Annotated in this window: 21 protein-coding genes; 7 read left to right on the forward strand and 14 right to left on the reverse strand. The window is 60.2% G+C overall.

Annotation, left to right across the window (positions count from 1 at the left end):
* Nucleotides 1-62: 62 nt before the first annotated feature.
* Nucleotides 63-311 carry a hypothetical protein gene (locus tag FIV05_RS09295; RefSeq protein WP_075283357.1) on the reverse strand — a complete coding sequence of 83 codons (249 nt, stop codon included), beginning with the start codon at nt 309-311 and terminating at the stop codon, nt 63-65.
* A 201-nt stretch (nt 312-512) separates the two neighbouring features.
* Here FIV05_RS09295 and FIV05_RS09300 point away from each other — a divergent pair, with 201 nt between their 5' ends.
* The gene (locus tag FIV05_RS09300; RefSeq protein ID WP_023002955.1) at nt 513-764 is read left to right on the forward strand and encodes a YMGG-like glycine zipper-containing protein; all 252 of its coding nucleotides are present in this window, start codon (nt 513-515) and stop codon (nt 762-764) included.
* Between the two features lie 144 nt (nt 765-908).
* On the opposite strand, the gene FIV05_RS31560 is transcribed toward FIV05_RS09300, so the two are convergent.
* Both FIV05_RS31560 and FIV05_RS31565 read right to left on the reverse strand, forming a co-directional pair.
* A complete protein-coding gene (locus FIV05_RS31560; RefSeq protein WP_173013813.1) occupies nt 909-1,070 on the reverse strand; it encodes a hypothetical protein in 162 nt (53 codons plus the stop codon).
* A 124-nt stretch (nt 1,071-1,194) separates the two neighbouring features.
* A complete protein-coding gene (locus tag FIV05_RS31565; protein WP_023002957.1) occupies nt 1,195-1,359 on the reverse strand; it encodes a hypothetical protein in 165 nt (54 codons plus the stop codon).
* A 195-nt stretch (nt 1,360-1,554) separates the two neighbouring features.
* Between FIV05_RS31565 and FIV05_RS09305 the strand changes: the two genes are divergently transcribed.
* Nucleotides 1,555-2,586, forward strand: coding sequence for a sodium:calcium antiporter (locus tag FIV05_RS09305; protein WP_152509366.1), 1,032 nt, complete (start codon nt 1,555-1,557; stop codon nt 2,584-2,586).
* A gap of 28 nt (nt 2,587-2,614) precedes the next feature.
* Here FIV05_RS09305 and FIV05_RS09310 read toward each other — a convergent pair whose 3' ends face one another.
* Nucleotides 2,615-3,202: an exopolysaccharide biosynthesis protein gene (locus tag FIV05_RS09310; RefSeq protein ID WP_152509367.1), complete on the reverse strand. Its 588-nt coding sequence runs from the start codon at nt 3,200-3,202 to the stop codon at nt 2,615-2,617.
* Between the two features lie 145 nt (nt 3,203-3,347).
* The gene (locus FIV05_RS09315; protein WP_152509368.1) at nt 3,348-3,800 is read right to left on the reverse strand and encodes a host attachment family protein; all 453 of its coding nucleotides are present in this window, start codon (nt 3,798-3,800) and stop codon (nt 3,348-3,350) included.
* 208 nt (nt 3,801-4,008) lie between these two features.
* Between FIV05_RS09315 and FIV05_RS09320 the strand changes: the two genes are divergently transcribed.
* Nucleotides 4,009-4,437, forward strand: coding sequence for a DUF4399 domain-containing protein (locus FIV05_RS09320; protein ID WP_062491303.1), 429 nt, complete (start codon nt 4,009-4,011; stop codon nt 4,435-4,437).
* 89 nt (nt 4,438-4,526) lie between these two features.
* Nucleotides 4,527-5,105 (forward strand): MgtC/SapB family protein, encoded by a 579-nt coding sequence (locus FIV05_RS09325; protein ID WP_286202278.1) that lies wholly within the window; start codon nt 4,527-4,529, stop codon nt 5,103-5,105.
* Nucleotides 5,106-5,108: 3 nt separating this feature from the next.
* Here the strand turns inward: FIV05_RS09325 and FIV05_RS09330 are convergent, their stop codons facing one another.
* On the reverse strand, nt 5,109-6,797 hold the full coding sequence (locus tag FIV05_RS09330) for an acyl-CoA dehydrogenase family protein (protein WP_173013814.1): 1,689 nt from the start codon (nt 6,795-6,797) through the stop codon (nt 5,109-5,111).
* 163 nt (nt 6,798-6,960) lie between these two features.
* Here FIV05_RS09330 and FIV05_RS09335 point away from each other — a divergent pair, with 163 nt between their 5' ends.
* Nucleotides 6,961-7,851: a YihY/virulence factor BrkB family protein gene (locus FIV05_RS09335; RefSeq protein WP_152509371.1), complete on the forward strand. Its 891-nt coding sequence runs from the start codon at nt 6,961-6,963 to the stop codon at nt 7,849-7,851.
* Nucleotides 7,852-7,887: 36 nt separating this feature from the next.
* On the opposite strand, the gene FIV05_RS09340 is transcribed toward FIV05_RS09335, so the two are convergent.
* Nucleotides 7,888-8,763, reverse strand: a complete 876-nt coding sequence (locus FIV05_RS09340; protein WP_173013815.1) for a DMT family transporter — start codon at nt 8,761-8,763, stop codon at nt 7,888-7,890.
* 312 nt (nt 8,764-9,075) lie between these two features.
* On the opposite strand from FIV05_RS09340, the gene FIV05_RS09345 reads away from it, so the two are divergent.
* Together FIV05_RS09345 and FIV05_RS09350 are read left to right on the forward strand one after the other, a co-directional pair.
* On the forward strand, nt 9,076-11,013 hold the full coding sequence (locus tag FIV05_RS09345) for a methyl-accepting chemotaxis protein (RefSeq protein ID WP_209009918.1): 1,938 nt from the start codon (nt 9,076-9,078) through the stop codon (nt 11,011-11,013).
* A 170-nt stretch (nt 11,014-11,183) separates the two neighbouring features.
* A complete protein-coding gene (locus tag FIV05_RS09350; RefSeq protein WP_152509373.1) occupies nt 11,184-12,368 on the forward strand; it encodes an FAD-dependent oxidoreductase in 1,185 nt (394 codons plus the stop codon).
* An 80-nt stretch (nt 12,369-12,448) separates the two neighbouring features.
* Here FIV05_RS09350 and FIV05_RS09355 read toward each other — a convergent pair whose 3' ends face one another.
* The 7 genes from FIV05_RS09355 to secA all read right to left on the reverse strand — a co-directional run bounded on the left by FIV05_RS09355 (nt 12,449) and on the right by secA (nt 21,512).
* A complete protein-coding gene (locus FIV05_RS09355) occupies nt 12,449-13,411 on the reverse strand; it encodes a hypothetical protein (RefSeq protein WP_055659616.1) in 963 nt (320 codons plus the stop codon).
* Nucleotides 13,412-13,541: 130 nt separating this feature from the next.
* Nucleotides 13,542-14,336: an alpha/beta fold hydrolase gene (locus FIV05_RS09360; protein ID WP_023002969.1), complete on the reverse strand. Its 795-nt coding sequence runs from the start codon at nt 14,334-14,336 to the stop codon at nt 13,542-13,544.
* Between the two features lie 53 nt (nt 14,337-14,389).
* Nucleotides 14,390-15,589: an adenylate/guanylate cyclase domain-containing protein gene (locus tag FIV05_RS09365; protein ID WP_152509374.1), complete on the reverse strand. Its 1,200-nt coding sequence runs from the start codon at nt 15,587-15,589 to the stop codon at nt 14,390-14,392.
* Between the two features lie 59 nt (nt 15,590-15,648).
* On the reverse strand, nt 15,649-17,169 hold the full coding sequence (locus FIV05_RS09370; RefSeq protein WP_209009919.1) for a glycosyltransferase family 39 protein: 1,521 nt from the start codon (nt 17,167-17,169) through the stop codon (nt 15,649-15,651).
* Nucleotides 17,170-17,172: 3 nt separating this feature from the next.
* Entirely contained in the window at nt 17,173-17,604 is a 432-nt protein-coding gene (locus FIV05_RS09375) for a GtrA family protein (RefSeq protein ID WP_152509375.1), read from the reverse strand.
* Nucleotides 17,594-18,631 carry a glycosyltransferase family 2 protein gene (locus tag FIV05_RS09380; RefSeq protein ID WP_209009920.1) on the reverse strand — a complete coding sequence of 346 codons (1,038 nt, stop codon included), beginning with the start codon at nt 18,629-18,631 and terminating at the stop codon, nt 17,594-17,596. Before FIV05_RS09380 ends, FIV05_RS09375 begins: the two co-directional genes overlap by 11 nt.
* Nucleotides 18,632-18,740: 109 nt before the next feature.
* Nucleotides 18,741-21,512 carry a preprotein translocase subunit SecA gene (secA, locus tag FIV05_RS09385; protein WP_152509377.1) on the reverse strand — a complete coding sequence of 924 codons (2,772 nt, stop codon included), beginning with the start codon at nt 21,510-21,512 and terminating at the stop codon, nt 18,741-18,743.
* Nucleotides 21,513-21,517: the final 5 nt, after the last annotated feature.

Below are 21,517 nucleotides of genomic sequence, written 5' to 3' on the forward strand. Positions count from 1 at the left end.
GCCGGCAGCTTCAACGTTTCGCCCTTCCTGGCCGGACTGGAAGGGCCGCGCAAGGTCGACAGTCAAAGGGTTGCGGCGCTGTTTTCCTCAGCCTCGGTCAGGTCGCTATGGCCGAGGCGCTCCAGTGCCCTGTCGATGTCCCGAAGACCCGACGAATCCGGGGTTTCATTCCCCATCGGGCTTTCCGTCGCCGCCCGTTGCAGGGCACGTGCGTCCTCGCGCATCCGCAGAAGCTCGTCTACGCGATCAGCCTTGCTGCGCGTGTTGTCTTTCAAAATACGGGCGATCTCGTCCCTGGTCCTGTCAGTCATGTCGGATCCTCCTGTAAGTGGCAGCCGGGAAATCCACTGCTGGAACGCCGGCTGCCCGATACCGGGCAAACGTTCGAGGCTGACAGAAGTTCCTCCGCACGACGGATCTCTGCGTTGGTTTTGACCGCAGTTTTCCATCTTTTTCTGGAACATTTCCGCTGTTCTCCCGTTCTGCCTAATGCAACACGAAGGGAGTTGATCATGTGGAAAATCATGCTGGTTGCGGTCGCTTTGACTGGTCTGACCGCTTGCAACAACACGCAAAAGGGCGCGGTGATCGGTGGTGCCTCAGGCGCGGCGATCGGTGCTGCAACGACCGGTAAGGCAGGCGGGGCGCTTGTTGGTGGCGCTGTCGGCGCGGCTGCCGGTGCGCTTGTCGGAAGGGCAACGGAACCGGGCAAGTGTATCTACCGCGATTCCTACGGCCGCGAATATGTGGCGGCTTGCCGTTAATCGGTCTGCCCGGCGATCTGCCGGGTCACCTACTGTGATCGAGAGCTGACCCTCTCGCCTGAAAAACAAAAGGGACGACCTTTTCAAGGTTCGTCCCTTTTGTTTGGTCCTTCGAAGGGCTCTACCCCTTCCGGACTGGTGAACTCAAAGCAGGATGTAGCCGACAACCGCCAGTGCGATTACTGCGCCTGCGGTGCCGATTGCCAGGACGTAGCGCATCTCGTGAAGCTCGAGGCCCTGCTTGGCTTCCTTTTCTCCCAGAACGACTTCCTTGTCCTGTTCGCTGGTCTGCCTTTGATAAGTCATCTCTACCTCGCTGGATTGTACGTCGTTGCAAGCGCTGAGGGCGTTTTGGCCTCATCACTCTTCAGATCAACGTTCGAGCGGCAGTAGTGTTCCTGAAAACGTCCAGGCTGGCCTGGGCGTACGATCAATAGCTGAGCAGGAATATCAGGGCGATCAGCGAAAAAATGATGCCGCTGAAGCCGAAGCCAAGAGCAAGGTGCTTCCAGCTGGAGGCTTCCTTGTCTCTGATCCTTTCACGCAGGATGGCAAGGTGCCGGTCCGCATCGTCGTTAAAGCCGTGATAGATCATCTTCACTACCTCGCGATGTTGCCACTTGGCAGCCAGGCTCGACTGCTCTTCAGCGGTTAACGCGCAAGACCCTTATTCGTTCCCCCCTGGGAGATCCAAGCGGGAACGTTCAGGTGGGAACTTCCTGGTGGGGTGACCGTTTTCCCTTTGAAGTCCGGACAACTTCCGCAAATGCCAAGAGGGGACAAGGTCACTATGGGTTTCGACAGCATGCCGCTGTGGGTCTTGCTCGCGCTTTTTGCAGGTGCCGGTGGAGTAATTCTCGTTTGCGGCATTCATCTGACCGGTCAGGCTGACCGTATTGCCGACCGGACAGGTCTGGGCGAGGCCTTGGTTGGCGGTGTCCTACTGGGGGCGGCCACGTCGCTCTCGGGCACCGTGGTGTCCGTTACAGCTGCGCTGGACGGCCGTGCGTCGCTGGCCTTTTCAAATGGCGTTGGCGGTATCGCCGCGCAGACTGCCTTTCTGGCCATCGCTGATATCGTTTACCGGCGCGGGAACCTGGAGCATGTGGCTGCTGACGTTTCCAGCCTTTTTCAATGCGCCCTGCTGATGCTTTTGCTGGCCATTCCCCTGGTCGCCTACACCACCCCGGAAATCACGTTACTGGGCGTTCATCCAGCCTCCTACGCCCTGGTTATCGTTTATGGCAGCGGTTTGCTGGCTCAGCGGCACGTGCGGGAACAGCCCATGTGGCGTGTCGTGAATACGTCCGAAACCCACGAGGACAGCCCGGATGAGGAACAGCACGACCTGCGCGGAAACTTGCGGCTTATCGCAGGGTTTTCAGCGCTGATGCTTATCCTCGCCTCGATGGGCTGGGTGCTGGCGGAAGTGGCTGGTGCGCTGACGGATCGTTTCAATCTCAACGCCTCGCTTGTCGGCGCGCTGATGACAGCCGTTGTCACCTCGCTGCCCGAACTGGTGACGACGCTGGCAGCCGTGCATCGTGGTGCCTTGCAGCTCGCCATTGGCGGCATTGTTGGCGGCAACACCTTCGATACTCTGTTCCTGACACTTTCCGATGTCGCTTATCGCGACGGCTCGCTTTATCAGGCAGTCTCCCCTCAGGACTATTTCTGGCTGGCGATCGGGCTGGTGATGACGGTGGTCCTGCTTCTGGGGTTGCTGGTGCGGCAGAAGTCAGGCCCCGGCGGGATCGGTTTTGAAAGTGTCAGTCTGCTTGGCATCTATGGCGGTGCCATCGCGCTTCAGGCGCTCGGTTGATCCTGCGAACCTGATCGGGAGGCCTTCTTCAGAACAAGGCCGTCAGTGCCCAGACAACGATGGCCAGGGGCAAAAGCGCGGCAAGGGCAAACAGTCCGTCCCGGGTGAGGAGAGAGAAGGCAATCAGGCAAACGGATGCGCCAAGAAGCGATGACGAGAATGGTACCAGTTCGAGAAAGGGCATCAAGGCGCCGAACAGGAGGCACGAGAGCGGCAACAAGGCCCGAAGCGGTTGCCGAAACAGGAACCGTGCTCTCGCGCGGGAATGATTGTCCAGCCAGCGTGCGGCGGGCCGCAGCTTGTTCATCGCCAGCCGCACCTTGTCGCCCTCAAGACTTTGCTGACCCAGCCAGTGAGGAAGCCAGACCCGGTCGCGTTTCATTAGCCATTGTGCCGCGATCAGGCAAATGGTCATTCCGCAAAGGCTTGAAAACAGGGGAATGCCGCTCAGCGGTGTCACGACGGCGGCCGCGGGCACGATCAGCATCGTCGCAAATCCGGTTTTCTCGAAAGCGCCGACCACGCGGTCAAGCGAGACCTGTCCTTCTTTCGTGATGTCTCCGACCCTGTCGACAATGGACGTCAGGGGCCGGTCCAAGTCCGGATCAGCGGTCATGGTCCTGCCTGTTCCAGCGGCCGCAATTGGCGGCCACTGTTCTCTAGGGTGAAAAAATTCCGAGCCTGGTCTTGCAAGGCACATCGTGGCAGGGGCGTTCGGACCATGGCGGCCGAATGTCCCGAGCCTCCGTGCGAGAAGATGATTATCTTCCGAAGACAAGTTTCTCGATGCGATCGACAGGATGATTGGTGAGATCCTTGTCGATCTCCGCGACGACACGGTCACTGACTTCCTTGTGCAGCCGCTTGCGAACCTGCCCGAGAACCGAAGGGGCTGCTACCAGTACGATCTCGTCGAACTTGCCCTTGTGGGCGCGCTTGTAGAGCATCTGGGCAAGGTCCGCGGCAAAGTCGTCTTCAGCCAGGGCATGCCAGTCGGCTTCCTGAACTGCACTTCGATGCCCCTGCGGACCGTCGCTCATGCGACCGGGACGGTCAGCGGTCTGGTCGCGGTTGGGAGGGTTATCCTGGGTTTCTTTCCGAAAGACCTTGAGGTCCGGCACGTGTTCCGTGCCCGCGTTGGTCAGGAACAAGGCCTTGGTTCCGTCGGCAACGACTACCCAACCATCATGTTTCAGTCGGATCGCATCCTTCATGTCGCACTCCTGCAGTTTTGGGTCCGTCTGGAGTGAACGCCGGACCACCGGAAGCGTTCCTGAGGATATCTGTGACAATTTGGACAGTTCGCAAGCCTACCGGTACGGGAAACGGATTGCGGGGCCTACCGGAAGAGAGCGCGGCGCCCTAAGTGAAGAGTGGTCGTGCGGAACAATGCAGAATTCCGTCCTTGAAAGGGAGAAGATCATGAAGAGACTAGCAATCGGGCTCGGTGCTGCCGTGCTTGCCCTCACAGGTGCCGTCGCCCAGGCTGGAGAAACTCCGGCACCGGACGGCGTGAAGCTCTACTTCGTAAATCTGAAGGATGGCGATACCGTCAAAAGTCCGGTGACCATCCAGTTCGGCCTTTCCGGAATGGGCGTTGCCCCTGCCGGCACGGAAAAGGAAAACACCGGCCACCATCACCTGATCATCGATGAGAGCATCGAGGGCGAGGAGCTGAACGAAGCTATTCCGGCGGATGACAATCACAAGCATTTCGGTGGTGGACAGACCGAAACCACGATCGAACTGCCAGCCGGTTCACACACGCTGCAACTGGTGCTGGGGGACTGGTCGCACATTCCGCACAATCCGCCGGTCATGTCGGAAAAGATTACCGTTACCGTGGAGTAGGCGGCAGTCAGTACCGGTAACCTTCCGGAACGAAAGACTTGTTGCGGCGTTGCTCTCTTATGCTGACCGACCCGCAACAAGGAACGACCATGGTAGACCGGCTTGCCGCAGAGATGGACCTCGGCTTCGGTGCGGTTCCGCTGGACGTTCTGGTTCTGCGGATGGTTGCGGCCATCGTTCTGGGCGGTATCATCGGGTTCGAGCGGGAAGAGCGTGGCAAGGATGCCGGGCTCAGAACGCATATGCTTATCGCATTTGCATCGTGTCTGTTCCTGCTGATTAGCCAGGCGCTTGCCGATCTTCCCTTTTCCGGGGCGAGCAACGTCAATGTGGATCCGCTCCGTCTGGTCGAAGCCGTGACGGCGGGCGTGGCGTTCCTCTCCGCCGGTCTGATCTTTTCCCGCAACGGTTCAGTGCAGAACGTCACTACCGGTGCCTCAATGTGGCTGGCAGGCGCCATCGGCACGGCCTGTGGCGTCGGTCAGATCGGATTGGCGGGCCTTGCAACAATCATGGTGGTGATTGTCTTGGCCGTCATCGGCCGCCTGCAAAGCAAGCTCGGTCCCCAAGCCCGGGACAGCGTCCCGGACGAGGGATCGAACGTGGAATCTGACAACGGTCGCCACGCACGGGCACAGGGCCTTCGCGATGAAGGGGCGATGCGATGACGATCAGGCGTTGCCGCGCGTCTCGAGCAGGCGGCGCGCGATGACCTGAGCCTGAATTTCCGCCGCACCTTCGAAGATGTTCAGAATTCGGGCGTCGCACAGGACGCGGGAAATTGCATATTCCAGAGCAAAGCCATTGCCGCCGTGGATCTGCAGCGCATTGTCCGCCGCGGCCCATGCAACGCGTGCACCAAGCAGTTTCGCCATGCCGGCTTCCAGATCGCAGCGCTTGCCGGAATCCTTCTGCCAGGACGAGAAATAGGTGAGCTGGCGGGCGATCATCAGTTCGGCAGTCATCATGGCCAGCTTGTCGGCAACACGCGGGAAGTTGACGAGTTCCTTGCCGAACTGGACGCGTTCTTCGGCGTACCTCAGGCCCAGGTCCAGTGCAGACTGGGCGACGCCCAATGCGCGGGCAGCGGTCTGGATGCGGGCGCCTTCAAAGGTCTGCATCAGTTGCTTGAAACCTTCGCCTTCGACCTGGCCGAGAAGGTTCTCGCCCTTCACCTCGAAGCCATCGAAAGCGATTTCATATTCCTTCATGCCCCGGTAGCCGAGAACTTCGATCTCGCCGCCACTCATGCCGTCCGCCGGGAAGGGCTCCTTGTCGGTGCCGCGCGGCTTTTCCGCGATAAACATGGACAAGCCCTTGTAGCCGGGTTCATCCGGGTTGGTGCGGGCCAGCAGGGTCATGATATCGGCACGGACCGGATGGGTAATCCAGGTCTTGTTGCCGGACACCTTCCAGACGTCGCCATCCTTCACGGCGCGGGTCTTCAGCGAGGCAAGGTCCGAGCCGGTATTGGGTTCGGTGAAGACGGCAGTCGGCAGGATCTCGCCGGATGCGATTTTCGGCAGCCAGTGCTGCTTCTGCTCTTCCGTTCCGCCGCACAGAATGAGTTCCGCCGCGATTTCGGACCGGGTGCCGAGCGACCCGACGCCGATATAGGCGCGGGACAGTTCTTCGGAGACGACGCACATGGCTTCCTTGCCAAGTCCGAGGCCACCATATTCTTCCGGTATGGTGAGGCCAAAGACGCCGAGCTCGGACATCTGCTCGATAATCTCAAGCGGAATATATTCGTTTTTCAGATGCCACTCGTGCGCGTTGGGCACGACGTTGTCTTCCGCAAAGCGGCGCATCTCGTTGCGGATCTGCTCCATGGTCTCGTCCAGACCTGGGTCGCCGAAGGTGGAATGGCCCGCTTGATCGCGGATCAGGCGGGTGATCTCGCTGCGGATTTCCGGACGGCTGCCTGTATCGATCAGCGACAGGATCTCTGCTGTCTGGAAGCCAAGAGCTTCTTCGGAAGACACGCCAAGATCCGCCAGGCGAACGATTTCACCCTGGTTCATCGGAATGCCGCCAAAGATCTGCGCAAGGTACTCCGCAAATCCGAGCTGGACGATGTAGTCCTCAAGAGCGCCGTAGCGACCTTCCGCGGTCAGACGTTTCGCGTAGGCATCCAATTGGCGCAGAGACTCCACATAGGTTGCGAACCAGGCCAGTCCGTGGGTTGCCCTTTGCTCTTCTTCCATCAGACGGGAGGAGATGCGCCCATCCTCGCTCACGCGGTCGCGCACCCGCTGCGCTGCAAGATTGAGCAGATGATCGAGCGTTGCGACGGCGGCTTCCGTTCGCTCGGTAAGGCTTGCGGGTGTTTCTGCGGCCGAAAGGGCTGCGGTGGACATGGCGATCTCCGTTTTCATTTGTTGCGCAGCAGCGCTTCTTGTTGAAGCTATGTTGCGTTGCACACTCTCATTTGTCGAGCGTGAATTTATAGACCTTTTGGCGGATGCGGTTTTCACTACCCAGGCTTGACGAATTGTGTCAGCACAGGCCACATCTTGGGTCATGAGCGCCAGACAGACAGTTCTCGTGATCTACGCCGTCCTGAAAGACGCCATCGGTCACTTCGCCCGGGATGACGGCTTTGCAATGGCCAGTCACGTGGCGCTGTCGGGGTTGCTGGCGATATTTCCCCTGCTGATCTTCATCGCCTCGCTGGCGGCCTTTCTCGGCATGACCGGTGCTGCCGACACGGTGTCGGAACTGCTGTTCGATGCCTGGCCGGCAAGCGTTGCATCGCCTGTCGTGCGGGAAATCCAGAATGTCCTGACCATTCGCCGCGGCGACCTTGTGACTTTCGGCGCCGTTGCCGCTCTGTGGTTTTCCTCCAACGGGGTGGAGGCGCTGCGCACCGCGCTCAACCGGGCCTACCGGCAGCATGAAAACCGCTCCATCGTGCTGTTGCGGCTGCAATCGATCGGGCTTGTGCTGCTGGGTGCCGGCATTCTGCTTGCCTACACGTTTCTGGTGGTTCTGGCGCCGCTCGCCCTCGAGGGGCTGAAGGTCTTCATGCCGCAGGTCGAAACTTTCCTGCTGTCAATCAACGTTGCCCGATACACATTGGCCGGATCGCTGCTGATCATCGGCCTTTTCATCACCCACTGGCTGCTGCCGGCGGGGCATCGCACTTTCCGCGACCTGTGGCCCGGAGTGCTCGCCACACTGTTCATGTGGATCATCGCCGGCAGTGCCTTCGGTGCCTATCTCGCCAGCTTCGCCAATTACGTCTCCACCTATGGCGGTCTGGCCGGGATCATGACCGCGCTGATCTTTCTTTATATCTGCGCGCTCGTGTTCATTCTGGGAGGTGAACTCAACGCCGCAATCTCCCGCCAACGGCGCTACTGGCGCCGCCGTCAGGAACAGCTTGCGCTGGCGCTGGACACCGAAGCCTGACCGGATTTTCCGAAAGACGGCTTCCGGAGACCAGCCCTAGCTCCTTGCTGGCTTCTTGCGGATGGTCAAGACGGCGCTTATGACCAGAACCATGCCGCCGATCTGAACCGGCGTCAGGGATTCACCGAACAGGAAATAGCTTTCCACCGCTGTTGCCACCGGCACCAGATAAAAAAGGCTTGCGACCTGGGAGACGGCGCCCTCGCGGATCAGCAGCATCAGGAGCAGGATCGCGCCGACGGACAAGACCAGCACGAGCCAGGCCATCGCAAAGATCAGCTCACCTGACCAGGTGATCTGCCAGCTTTCGGTCAGGCTCAGCGGAATGGTGACAAACAACGCGCCGACGTACTGCCAGACAGTTGCCGCCATGAGGTCGGTGTGCTGTACGAAACGCTTCTGATAGACCGTTCCCAGGCTGATAGCCGCAACGGAGATGAGGACCACGAATATCGTCACCGGCGTGATGCCCGATCCGGCAAGGTCGAGTTTCGGACCAAGAACGAATGCAAGACCAATCGCTCCGATGGCCATGGCGAGCCAGTGTCTGCGGGAAATGGTTTCGCCAAGCAAAGCCACCGCGATGAGTGCGGTCAGCACGGGCTGAAGGCCGACAATGATCGAGGACGCTCCAGCCGGCATGCCCTGTTTGATCGCCCAGAACACACCGCCGAGATAGATGCCGTGAACCAGCATGCCGGTGAAGATGCAATGGGCAATGGCAGCTGGATCTTTCGGCCAGGACTTCGACAGGAACATCGCCAGCAGAATCAGCACCGGCAGGACAGCAACGAAGCGGACCGTCAAAAACACCATCGGATCGATGTAGGGCGCGCCGAGTTTAGAACCGACGAAGCCCGTAGACCACAGCAAAACAAAAATGGCCGGTGCGGCTCTGGCGAGGAGATTCACTTGCAGCCTCAATGACAAAGACGAAGATGACGCAAGGTTATATTGCGCCGAGTCGGTGGGGTTACACGCATGTTAACCGTAAGTTGGCATTTATAGTCAAATATACGGCGCAAACATGAGTGTTCGAACGTTCTGTCGTGAAAGAAACACAGGCGAGAAACACGAACACTTCTAGATCGATCAACTCATGGATGTAAACATCGACCCCGATGGTACATCCGTTGATCCAGGGGACATACGCTGGTGGCCTTCAGATCTCAATCACCTTTTCGGATCTTCGCGAATTTGTCAGTCAAAGCCAGAATTCTGGCCTTGAGCCTTTTCACCATTGTTGGGCTTCTTGCGATCGGCGGTGTCTTCTTCTGGAGCCAGGGTGAGCTCAATTCGGCCTTTGCGCGCATGAGCAGCAGTTCGACACTGGCCGGACAGGTCAGTACACTGTCGGAAAGCGCCGCGGCGCTGCGCTCCATTGAAGAGCGCTACCACAGCACGCCATCCGTCGAGACGTTCCAGAGTTTCAACGCCAAGCTTGAAGAAGCCAGTGCGGTTCTGGAGACGATCGCAACCAATCCGGCAGCAGCTGCCTACGCTTCGGAAATCGCCGACGTCAAGGATACGCTGGAAGGCACGAGAGGTGCTTTCGAGATGCTGGACACTGCCCAGCAGAAGATCGGGTATGACTCTACGCAGGGTTACCTGGCGGGGCTCAACGAATATGCAGGGGCGGTCAAGCATCGCCTGTCGGAAGAGATGAAATTTGGCGGCGGGCCGGATTTCGAAAAGCTGGCCCGCGCCATTCTGGCAGTTCAGCTGGCGGAACGGGAGTTCACGCTCAACAATACCGAGGCGGCGCTGGAGGTATTCCAGGGCGAGTTCAACGATTTCGAAAAGCTCTTGAAGAAAGTCTACATCTCCGACGCCATCAAGGCGGAGCTGGCCGACAACATGGCCAAATACAAGACGACCTTCGACGATTATACAGTCGCCAAGACAGAGCGGGCCGAGCATTCGGAACTGCTGGAAAACCTGTTTGAACTTGTTCCGCCGCACATCGCTTCCCTCAGCAAAGCCGCCAACACCATTCAGAGTGAAGCCGCCGGTCAGCTCGAGATGGCCCGGTCGATCGCAACCTATGCAATCGGCGGGGCTATCGTGGTTCTGCTTCTGCTGCTTCCGACCATCGCGCTTGTGATCGGTCAATCGGTGGCGCGCCCGCTGGCGCGTCTGCAGTCGGCCATGGAAGCCCTTGCCAGCGGCCAGACCGACCTCGACCTGCCGGACGACAGCGGCAGCACCGAGCTTGCTTCCATGAGCCGCACGGTTCAGGTCTTTCGTGACAACGCGGTTGAACGGGCCGAACTTGCGGCCTCACAGGATCAGGAAAACCGGCGGCGCGAAGAACGCGTTGCCCGTCTCGATACACTGATCGGCCGGTTCGAGGGAACCGTGTCCGCGGCACTCGACAGTCTTGACCGAGCCAATGGCGAGCTGCGGCAGACGTCCCAGTCGATGGAACAGTCGGCCGACGATGTTGCCAACCAGTCCGGGGAAGCAGCCGAAGCGGTGCGCACCGCGGCGGAAAACGTCACCTCCGCAGCTCATTCCGCGGAAGAGCTTGCCGCATCCATCGCCGAGATCGCCGGCCAGGCCAACAAGTCGACGGAAGTGGCTCAGCAGGCGGTTCGGAGTGCGTCTTCAACGGTTGCCACCATGCAGGAACTTTCCAGTGCGGCAGACCGGATCGGCGAAGTCATGGGGCTGATCCGAGACATTGCCAACCAAACCAATCTACTGGCGCTGAACGCGACCATCGAGGCTGCCCGCGCAGGCGAAGCGGGCAAGGGGTTTGCGGTGGTTGCTGCGGAAGTGAAGCAGCTTGCCGACCAGACCTCGAAAGCCACTGAGGATATCGCGACCCAGATCGAGGCCATCCAGGGGTCTTCCGGTCAGGCGGTCCAGGCGATCGAGGACGTCAACCGGATCATCTCCGACATGGAGGGCCTCGCCTCGGCTGTGGCGTCGGCCGTGCAGCAGCAGGACGAAGCTGTTCAGGCGATCTCGCACAACGTTTCCAGTGCCTCGGCGCGGTCCGAACAAGGGGTGTCGAGCATGGAGGCCGTCGGTTCGGCTGCCGAGCTTGCACGGTCCAACGGTTCCGAAGTGGAGCACCTCGCAGAATCGCTTGGCGAGCAGGGCGCGTTGATCCGACAGGAAGTTGCCGAGTTCCTGCAGGGCGTGCGCAGCGCCTGATCCCGAACCGGACCGCTTGAAACAAAGAAAATCGAAAAAACGCCGTGTCTGCACCGACGCGGCGTTTCGCCATTCTGGCGGCCTGCGTTTCTTCGTGCTAGCCATGCACACAAACGATCGGCCGGCACACCATCCGCCGGACCGGCCAAGCGCAAAGAGGGCGAAGCGGAATGCAGGAAGACATCGTCATCATCGGAGCAGGACAAGCCGGAGCCCAGGTTGCCCAATCCCTGCGGCAGGGCGGATTTGAAGGCCCGCTGCGGCTGATCGGCGATGAACCGCATCCTCCTTATCAAAGACCGCCGCTTTCCAAGAAGTTCCTGGCCGGCGAGATCGGCGCCGAAGGCTTGTGGCTGCGCCCGCCGGCTTTCTTCACCACCAACAATATCGATCACATTCCCAATACCAGAGTGATTGCGATCGACCGTGGCGCGAAGCGCCTGACGCTGGCAAACGGCGATACGCTGCCGTATGGCAAGCTGGTTCTGGCAACGGGCACCAATGCCCGGCTGCTGACGCTGGAGGGTGCCGACAAGAAAGGCGTGGTCACGCTGCGCTCGATTGCCGATGTCGACGTGATCCGGGACATTCTGCAAAAGAGCAGCAGTGTCGCCATCATCGGGGCAGGGTACATCGGTCTTGAAGTCGCTGCCGTCGCCAAAAGCCTGGGCAAGTCGGTCACCGTCATCGAGGCGCAGGATCGCCCGATGAAACGCGTGGTCAGCCAGGCGGTATCCGACTATTTCTCCGGCCTGCACAAGGCCCGCGGCATCGAATTGCGCCTGAACACGGGCATCGAGGCAATCGAGGGTGGTGACAGTGTCACCGGTGTCCGGCTGTCGACAGGAGAGACGGTTCCGGCGGAACTGGTTCTGGTTGCCGTCGGCGCAGAGCCCAATGATCACCTGGCCGCAGAGGCGGGCCTGGAGGTCGACAACGGGATCCTGGTGGATGGGTGCGGCCAGACCAGCGACCCTGACATCTTCGCTGCGGGTGATTGTACGCGTTTCTATTCCAACCGCTATCAGCGGTCCGTGCGCATGGAAAGCGTCCAGAACGCCATCGACCAGGCAAAGGCGGTTGCCCAGGCGCTGCTGGGTCAGGAAGTCGATTACGACCCGTTGCCGTGGTTCTGGTCCGATCAGTACGACATCAAGCTGCAGATCGCCGGTCTGTCGGAAGGGTATGACGACACAAAGGTCGTGGGTTCGACCGACGACAGCAAGTTCTATGTCGCCTACCTGCACGATGGCCGGCTTATCGCCGTCGACAGCATCAATTCACCGCGCTCTCACATGATGGCCCGCCGGGTGATCGGCGAGCCGTGGCGCGACGATCTACTGCCGGAAGCCTGAGCCAAAGGTTCTCTTGAAGTAAGTGAAGCCGGCGGGCGTTCGGGCAAAGCGCTTCGAATGCCCGGCGTTGGCATCTGCTGTTATTCGACCTTGCCGAATTTCTCCATGAAATAGGCGGTCATTTCCTTGTTGCGGTCGTACTGGTGCACGATGGCGTAAGGCTGCTTGTCAAAGGTTTTGACCAGCCCGTCCTCGAACACCGGCACGGTTTCCCGCGGCATGCAGAACCCTGGCGCGTCCGGACCGACGTTGGCACTGACCGCGTGCAGCAGCCAGGGAACCTGCCAGTTCACCTTCTCGGCCTTTTCCTTCCAGCCGCAAAAGGTCAGCAGCTGGTTAAAGGCGGCCTGATCACCGCTGCGTTTGGTCTGGTCGAAGTAATAGACCGCCAGCATGAAATCCATCATCGCCTCGTAGCGGCCGGCGAAATAGCCAGCGCAGCACACGGGAACCCTGGCCACACGGTCATAGGCATGGCGGCCGTAGGTTTTCAGGACGTTCCGGCGGTTCCAGGGGTCTTCATGGGTGATGCTTTCCTCACCGATGAGGAGATCCTTGCCCGGAGCAAGGTTCTCTTCCATCCAGGCGAACGGGTCAGACTGGAAGATGACGTCCCGGGCATCCGAGAACGCGACGAAGCGTACAGGTTCGCCAAGCGCATCGAGATGCTGTTTCACCAGGTGACTGGCATGGAAGAAGCGCCGGTCGTAGATCTTGTCCTTGAAGCGCAGCACGCGCTTGTTCCAGGTCCAGCGCCTGTCGGTGTAAAGCTTGCCACCATCGGTATGGTCGGCGATTTCTTCCCGAAGCTGCGAATAGGAGTAGCGCTTCTTGCCGGCGTCATGATCGAAGGTGATGACGAGCGAGCCCATGTGCTTCATGTAGTCAACAAGGGCTTCGCTGACATTGTAAGCAACCGCGACCGTCCGGCCGCGATACCCCGTTGCCTTCAGGGAATTGTACCAGGCAGCCATGTGTTTCGGCTCATAGCCCGACACCGCCGTGACGATGACATCGTTGGCTGCTGACATTTCGGCTGACATGCGCGCTCCGGCTCGGTTCATACAGGCCCCGCCGTCCGACCGGCCGGGTTTCGGCCTGCTACCTATCCCAATCCGCGCCGGGGGGCCAGATCGCGGGGAAACTTTCTGGCATTCCAGATGTTGGTCCGCGTCAGCAGCCAGCGTTCTGAAGGATGAGCCGGGTCACTTCCTTGGGTAGTTCCAGATGCAGCATGTGGCCGGTTCGTTCGAAAATGTGCGTGGCAACGACACCCGGCAGCTTGTGGGCCTGGCGCGTCGGCAGGACACGATCCTGTGTGCCCCAGAGGACCTTGATCGGCATGGGCAGGGCTGCCAGTTCGTCGCGCGGCAGGGTCTTTTGAACGCTGCCGTCGATGATCTCGTCCGCGATTGCCTCCAGTGTTGCGGCCGCGCCCGGGCGCGCGCGGCTTTCGGCAGCCGTTCTGGCGAGGAATTTCGGCAGTTTGAACTCCCAGCCGAAGAACTGCTCCAGCAGGGTTTCCATGGTGTCGGCATCCGTTGCAGCCGCATAGCGACGCAGCAGGCGGTGATTGATTTCGGAGCCGAAGCCGCCAGGTGCCAGCAGGGTGAGGCTGGCCACCAGATCAGGATTGCGCAGGGCAATCAGCGCGGCCACTGCGCCGCCCATGGAGTGGCCTACCAGATGGACCTTCGTCAGCTCGAGCGCCTCCAGGGACTGCCCGACAGCCTTTGCGGAAACCCCAGCGTTGCCGATCCGCGGCCAGTCCAGCGCCTCGCCGTGCCCCGGCAGGTCGAACGCTATGGAGCGTTTCTTCGAGGCCAGTGCCGTCTGGATGTTGAGCCAGGTTTGCCGGTCGCCGCCGAAGCCGTGCAGCAGCACGACCGGAGCACCGTTGTCAGGGCCGGTGGCTTCCTGGTCTCTGAAAGGCAGATGGGAAGGGGCGTCGGGACGTAGATCGGTCATGTCGGTCTTTGCTTGTCGGTGGGCTGAGGAAATACCTGCCGGACGGGAGGCGTTCAGAAAAGCCGGTCCAGGGTAAACAAGGGCTGGGGGTCGGTGAAGCCGTTGAGTTCGAACGACCCGGCCGGTTTTGATCTTTCGCTGGCGAAGCGGGCGACGTCTTCGGTCATCAGAACGTCGGCGCCGACGGTCTTGGTCAGGCTTTCGATCCGTGCAGCCGCATGGACCGTCTGGCCGATCACCGAAAAGGTGAGCCGGTGCGGAACGCCAATATTGCCGAACATGACGGAGCCGACGGACAGGGCGATGCCCGCCTTGAGAACGTGTGGCAGCGCCGGGTCGGAGTTGATCGCCTTCAGACGGTTCCGGCTTTCATCCGCAGCCGACAGGGCCTGTGCGACCGCCTTGTCCAGGCTTTGCGCGCCTATGGGAAAGACGCCCAGAACGGCGTCGCCGATAAAATCGAGCACTTCGCCGCCTTTTGCCAGGATAGCACCGGCTGTCGCGTCGAAATAGGTATTCAGAAACGAAAGGTAGGCATCGGGACCAAGCAGTTCCGCAATCGCGGTCGAATTGCGCATGTCGCTGAAATAGATCACCGCATCGACGGTCTGGCCGTCACCATGGCGGATCTGGCCGCTGAGCACCTTGTTGCCGGCGATCTTGCCGAGATACGTCTCTGCAATTGTCTGGTTGATCTGCCCCTGAATGGTGGCGCGCGCGGCCAGGGCAAAGCGTTTTTGAATGTAGCGGATTGCGGTCAGGGCATCGTCGGAGAAGCCGTCGGTTTCCCGCGTTGCCCAGCTGATCACGATGCCGGAGGTGGCAATCTGGTCCTTGATGGTCGGCAGGTCGAATTCGGTCGCTATGACGATGTAATCGGAGTACCCGCTCTCCTTCAGCCGAACGAGCAAGGGAAACTCGAGCGGTGCATTGGCATTCGTGAGGCGCCGTCGCAGGACGGATTCCTGGTTGACCAGCACGGCACGTACGGGGCTTTGCAGCCACTCGTCTGTTTCTTCGGCATTGTGGGCAATCTGCTCGCGCTGGATTTCGGTGCCGTTTTCCCAGATGGCGGCTTCCGCCTCGATCAGGGGATGAAGGGTCGACCAGCCGATCATGGCGCGGTCCACAGGAACCTCGCATGCGCGCAGGCGCTCGCACATTTCTCCGAACATGGACCCCAGATCGGGCGAGCCAAGAGACTGGTCGATCAACCAGTCTTCCACGCCGTCGATTTCCGCCATACTGATCATGGCGCCAAGTTAGTGTTGTTTTCGTCCGGTTTCCAGACGGCTTGTACCAGCGTTTGCGATTAATTCGCCTGTTCGAAAACCACCTTGCCAGGCGGGACGATGACCCAGTTAACCGTGACGTCGGGAATGCTGCCGGCGGTCTGGTAGGCGAACGTTCGCGACCCTTCGCGGACAGCATCCGGATAATAGCGGCGGATTTCCTCAATCGGTGTTTCCCGGTCGCCTCGCCAGACGATCATCAGACCCTTCTCCTGGACATCCTTCGGGTCAATCCAGGGGCTGAGGGTCCGGTCATGCAGATAAAACATCGACGGGCGGCTGGCGGCCTGTGTGGTGACGTTGGCTGCCGACCACATATCGCCGGCCACATAGGCAAGATCGGTGCCCATGCGCTCCTTCCAGACGCGTGCCATGTCTTCGGCGATCGCCTTGCCGGGATAGTGGAGCCGGGTCTGCTTGTGTTTCCAGTGCGGCTCCAGAACAGCCTGTCCGAACAGGATGCCCAGAAAAATTGCTTGGATGGCGACGGCGGCAACGAGGGCGCGGGCGGGAAAGGGCCAGAGTTGCGGTAGTGCCAGAAACCGCACCGCCAGGATGCCGGACAGCACGAATATGGGCGTGCCCCACATGTGTTCGAACTCGTTGCCGGTAACGGCTGATGCAAGCAGGACCACGGCAAGCGGCAGGACGGCAAACCAGAGCAGAAAGCGGTCGGAAGGTGTGGCAAGGGGCGTGGCCGCTTCGCGCCTGCGCAGTCGAACCTGTTTCAGGCCGTGCCAGCCAAGACCGGCTAGAACCACAAGAAACAAGCCGGCGTGATTGCCAATCTGAGCTGCCAGGAAGTTCAGCGGATTGAACAGATGGTCGACAAAACCGTCTGCCGGATTGCTGCGGCTGGCGGCGTAGCGCAACGTCAGGAAATCCGTTTCCAGAAGCCATGCCGCGTGTGGCACCAGCAGGGCAAGGCAGACGGCTATCGTCACCCAGGGGCCCGGGCGCAGGATGTGCCGCCGGGCATCGGCAAAGACCAGCGCGTAAAGCCCGATTGCACCGATCAGGAGCAGCACGAAATATTTCGTGTAAAGGCCAAAGGCGGCGAGGGCTCCAAGCAGGACCCAGTCGAGCAGGAGGCCTTTGTCCACTGCCCGGTGAAACAGCAGCATCATGCCTGCCCAGATGGGGATCTGCAGGATGTTCGGGTTGAATTCCGGCAGGGGCAGCGTGAAGTAGAAGGTGACGCTGGTCAGCACGAGAGACCAGAAGGCCTGCTGGCCGGAAAGTCCGAGACGGCGAGCGAGCCGCCAGATGAACAGATAGCCAAGGGCAACTGAAAGCGCGCTCAGCCAGTACCCGCCACTGACGCCTCCCGTGAGACGATAGGTGAGTTCCAGAAGCCAGGCCTGCATCGGCGGATGTTTGGTATAGCCGAGCTGAAGTTCCCTGCCCCAGGCAAAGCCTTCAACCACGTCAAGTGGCGGGTTGGGAAAGGTCAGGGCCGGTATCAGGGCATAAAGCAGGCAGAGGCCGCCAGCGTAATAAAGGGCCGCCCTTGAAGGAGCGTTTTCGATCAGACGTATCAAGGGTCAGGTCTCGGCTGGATGATGCGAGAAGGCCCAGAGCCGGGCTCCGGCAAAGGAAAGGGCTGGCACGATCGCGATGGAAAACAGGAGGCCGATGAGATCCGGCCAGGGGGTCAGCGTCAGCCACAGGGCCAGAACGGTGGTGTTCAGCAGGAAGCCGGAGACGGCAATCACCAGGAACCGCACCATGCTTCTGATTGCGGTGCCCTTTCGGCGCAGGTGGGAGAAGCTCCAGAAATAGTGACCGGTGAAAGAGACGCAGAAGGCGACCAGGAAACCGCAGACATTGGCTGGATAGGCCGGAAGCATTCCAGATTGCAGCAGGCTGCCCGCTACAATGGCATGGGTGAGCGTCGCCAGCACGCCGATCACGGCGAATTTGCCGGCGGCAGCGGTTTCCGTCTTCAGCCTGCGGTGGCGAAATTCAGGCGCCATTGGCGGCGTCGTCCGTTTGCTCTGCGGGTTGAGGTGTGTTGCCGCCTTCGATGACATCCTGAACGATGAAGACCGGCCGCTGTTTCGCTTCGTTGAAAAGCCGCGCCACATATTCGCCGATCATGCCGATCGACAGCAGTTGCACACCCGAGAAGAACAGAAGCGCGACCATCAGCGATGCGTAGCCCGGGAGATCGATGCCTTCGATGAGGACGCGTAATGTCAGATAAAGCGCATAGGTGAAGGCGCCGACAGAGATCAGGGCGCCGCCATAGAACCAGACCCGTAGCGGCAGCGTTGTGAAGCCCGTGAGGCCGTCCAGCGCAAAGTTCCAGAGCTTCCAGTAATTGAACTTGCCAGCCCCCGCCATGCGAGGAGGGCGCTCATAGGGCAGTGCCATGGCCGGAAACCCGACCCAGGCAAAAAGGCCCTTCATGAAGCGATTGCGTTCCGGCAGGCGCAGCAATGCATCGATAACGCAGCGGTCGATCAGACGGAAGTCACCGGCGTTCGCTGGCATGTCGATATTGGCCAGGCGGTTGAACAGACTGTAGAACATGCCCGCCGTGGACCGCTTCATGAGCGTGTCGGAAGACCGGTCGACCCTGAGGCCGTAGACGACATCATAGCCCGCGCGCCATCCGTCCAGCATCTGCAGAATGAGCTCCGGCGGGTCCTGCAGGTCGGCGTCGATGATGACACCGATGTCTCCTTTCGCTGCCTCGAGCCCTGCGGAAAGTGCAGCTTCCTTGCCGAAATTGCGGGAGAGGCCCAGAAGTCGTCCGGGCAGGCCGTTTGAAAGCTGCTCGGACAGGATATCCGCGGTCCTGTCACGGCTGCCGTCATCGATGAAAACATATTCATAACGAAGGCCGCTTCGCTCGAGCACCGGCCGGGTTGCCTGCAGGAAGTGGAGGATGACTTCCTCTTCGTCAAAGACCGGTACGATGACGCTGAGCAGCGGCGCCTGCGGGCGGGCGTTTTCCCGCCGGGTGACATAGACAGTGTTAGCCGCTTTGGTGTGCATGAACATTCGTTAGCCGGTTGAAGTCGGCGGCAACCTGCCGGAATTTCACGAAAAAGGCCAGCCCTTTGACGAGGCTGGCCTTCTTGATGGTCAATTGTTCCGATTGCCGTCAGACAAGCACGCCGTGGCAGTGCTTGAACTTCTTGCCGGAGCCGCAAGGGCAGGCCTCGTTACGGCCGACCTTGCCCCAGGTAGCAGGGTCTTCCGGGTCACGCTGTGCCGGAGGTACCGGAAGCTGGGCGTCCGCCATGGCCATCTCGTCTTCCCCGGTCAAGGGATTGATGTGATGAGCATGCATTTCCGGCTCGGCCGGCATCTGCGGTGCCTGGTCCGTTACCAGTTCGACCCGCATCAGCTGCGCGGTGGTCATCTGGCGCAGTTGCGTCAGCATGGATTCAAACAGCGTGAACGCTTCGGTCTTGTACTCCTGCAGCGGGTCGCGCTGGGCGTAACCACGGAACCCGACGACAGACCGCAGGTGATCGAGATTGGCCAGGTGCTCGCGCCACAGGTTGTCGAGCGTCTGCAGCAGCACGGCCTTTTCGACCTGACGCATGATGTCCGGGCTGTATTTGGCGACCTTCTGCGCCATGCCGGCATCGGCCGCCTTGCGCAGGCGGTCCTTGACCTCTTCGTCGGCGATACCTTCCTCGGCCGCCCAATCTTTGATCGGCAGATCCAGGTTCAGATACTTGCGGACTTCTTCCTGAAGGCCCTCGGTATCCCACTGCTCCGGGTAGGCGCGCTCGGGAATATGTGCGGACACAAGATCGTCGATCACGTCGTGACGCATGTCGGAAACCGCGTCCTGGATCGCTTCGCTGTCCATCAGCTCGATACGCTGATCGAAGACCACCTTGCGCTGGTCGTTCATCACGTCATCGAATTTCAGCAGGTTCTTACGGATGTCGAAGTTGCGCGCCTCGACCTTCTGCTGAGCTTTTTCAAGTGCCTTGTTGATCCACGGGTGGATGATAGCTTCGCCTTCTTCCAGTCCGAGTTTCTGCAGCATGGAATCCATGCGCTCAGACCCGAAGATGCGCATCAGGTCATCCTGCAGGGACAGGAAAAACTTGGAATGGCCCGGGTCGCCCTGGCGGCCGGAACGGCCACGCAGCTGGTTGTCGATGCGGCGGCTCTCGTGACGCTCTGTGCCGATGACATAAAGACCGCCGGCAGCAAGCGCCTTCTGCTTCATGTCCTCGACTTCGGCGCGGATCTGCGCTTCCCTGGCGCTGCGCTCTTCACCTTCCGGCATGTCGCCCAGTTCCATGGCGATCTGCATGTCGGCGTTGCCGCCGAGCTGAATGTCCGTACCACGGCCGGCCATGTTGGTGGCAATGGTCACGGCACCCGGCAGACCAGCCTGGGCAACGATGAAAGCTTCCTGCTCGTGGTAGCGCGCGTTGAGAACCGCGAAGACCTTGGTCTTGCCGCCTTCGTTCTTCTGCGCGGCGGCAAAGGCAGCCGGATCGCTGAGATCGATCTGCTTGTAGCCATGCTTCTTGAGCATCTCGGCAAGATATTCGGACTTCTCGATCGACGTGGTGCCGACCAGGATCGGCTGGGCACGCTGCTTGCAGTCGTCGATCAGCTTGACGATGGCCTGGAATTTTTCCTGAACGGTCCGGTAGACCTCGTCGTCGTCATCGATACGCTTGACGGAAACGTTGGTCGGAATCTCGACCACTTCCAGCTTGTAGATGTCGGCGAATTCGTCGGCTTCGGTGGACGCGGTGCCGGTCATGCCGGCCAGCTTGCCGTACATGCGGAAGTAGTTCTGAAACGTGATGGAGGCCAGCGTCTGGTTTTCCGGCTGGATGCGCACTTTTTCGCGGGCTTCCAGGGCCTGGTGCAGGCCTTCGGAGAAACGGCGACCCGGCATCATGCGGCCGGTGAACTCGTCGATGATGACCACTTCGTCATTGCGGACGATGTAGTCCTTGTCGCGCTGAAACAGCTTGTGCGCCTTCAGCGCCTGCTGCAGATGGTGCACGATGGCGACGTTCTCGACATCGTAGAGCGAATCGCCTTTCAGCAGGCCGGCTTCGCCCAGCAGCTTTTCCAGCTTTTCGTTACCGGCTTCGGTGAAGGTGGTCGAACGCTGTTTTTCGTCGAGCTCGTAATCTTCTTCAGTCAGATGCGGAATGAAGGCGTCGACCGAATTGTAGAACTCGGAGCGGTCTTCAAGCGGACCGGAAATGATCAGAGGCGTACGGGCTTCGTCGATCAGGATCGAATCCACTTCATCGACGATGGCATAGGCATGTCCGCGCTGAACCATGGACTGGCGGTCATGCTTCATGTTGTCGCGGAGATAATCGAATCCGAATTCGTTGTTCGTGCCGTAGGTGACGTCAGCGGCGTAGGCTGCCCGGCGTTCTTCGTCGCTCAGGCCGTGGGTGATACAGCCGACGCTGAGGCCGAGGAATTTGTAGACCTGACCCATCCAGTCGCTGTCGCGCTGTGCCAGGTAGTCGTTGACGGTAACGACGTGAACGCCGTTTCCGGTCAGGGCGTTGAGATAGACCGGGGCGGTTGCCACAAGCGTCTTGCCCTCACCGGTGCGCATTTCTGCAATCTGTCCGGAATTGAGGACCATGCCGCCGATGAGCTGCACGTCGTAGTGCCGCTGACCGAGTGCCCTGCGGGCCGCTTCGCGGACGGTGGCGAAGGCGGGAACCAAGAGGTCATCGACGCTTGCGCCGTTTTTCAGCTGGTTTCGGAACTCGTCGGTCTTGGCTCTGAGAGCGTCGTCCGAAAGAGCCTGGATTTCAGACTCCAGGGCATTGATCTGTTCGACCTTTGCCCGAAATGTCTTCACCTTCCGGTCGTTCGCCGAACCGAAAATCTTACGTGCTAAAGCGCCAAGGCCAGCCATGTGGC

The organism is Labrenzia sp. THAF191a (assembly GCF_009363335.1).
GTDB lineage: Bacteria > Pseudomonadota > Alphaproteobacteria > Rhizobiales > Stappiaceae > Roseibium > Roseibium algicola.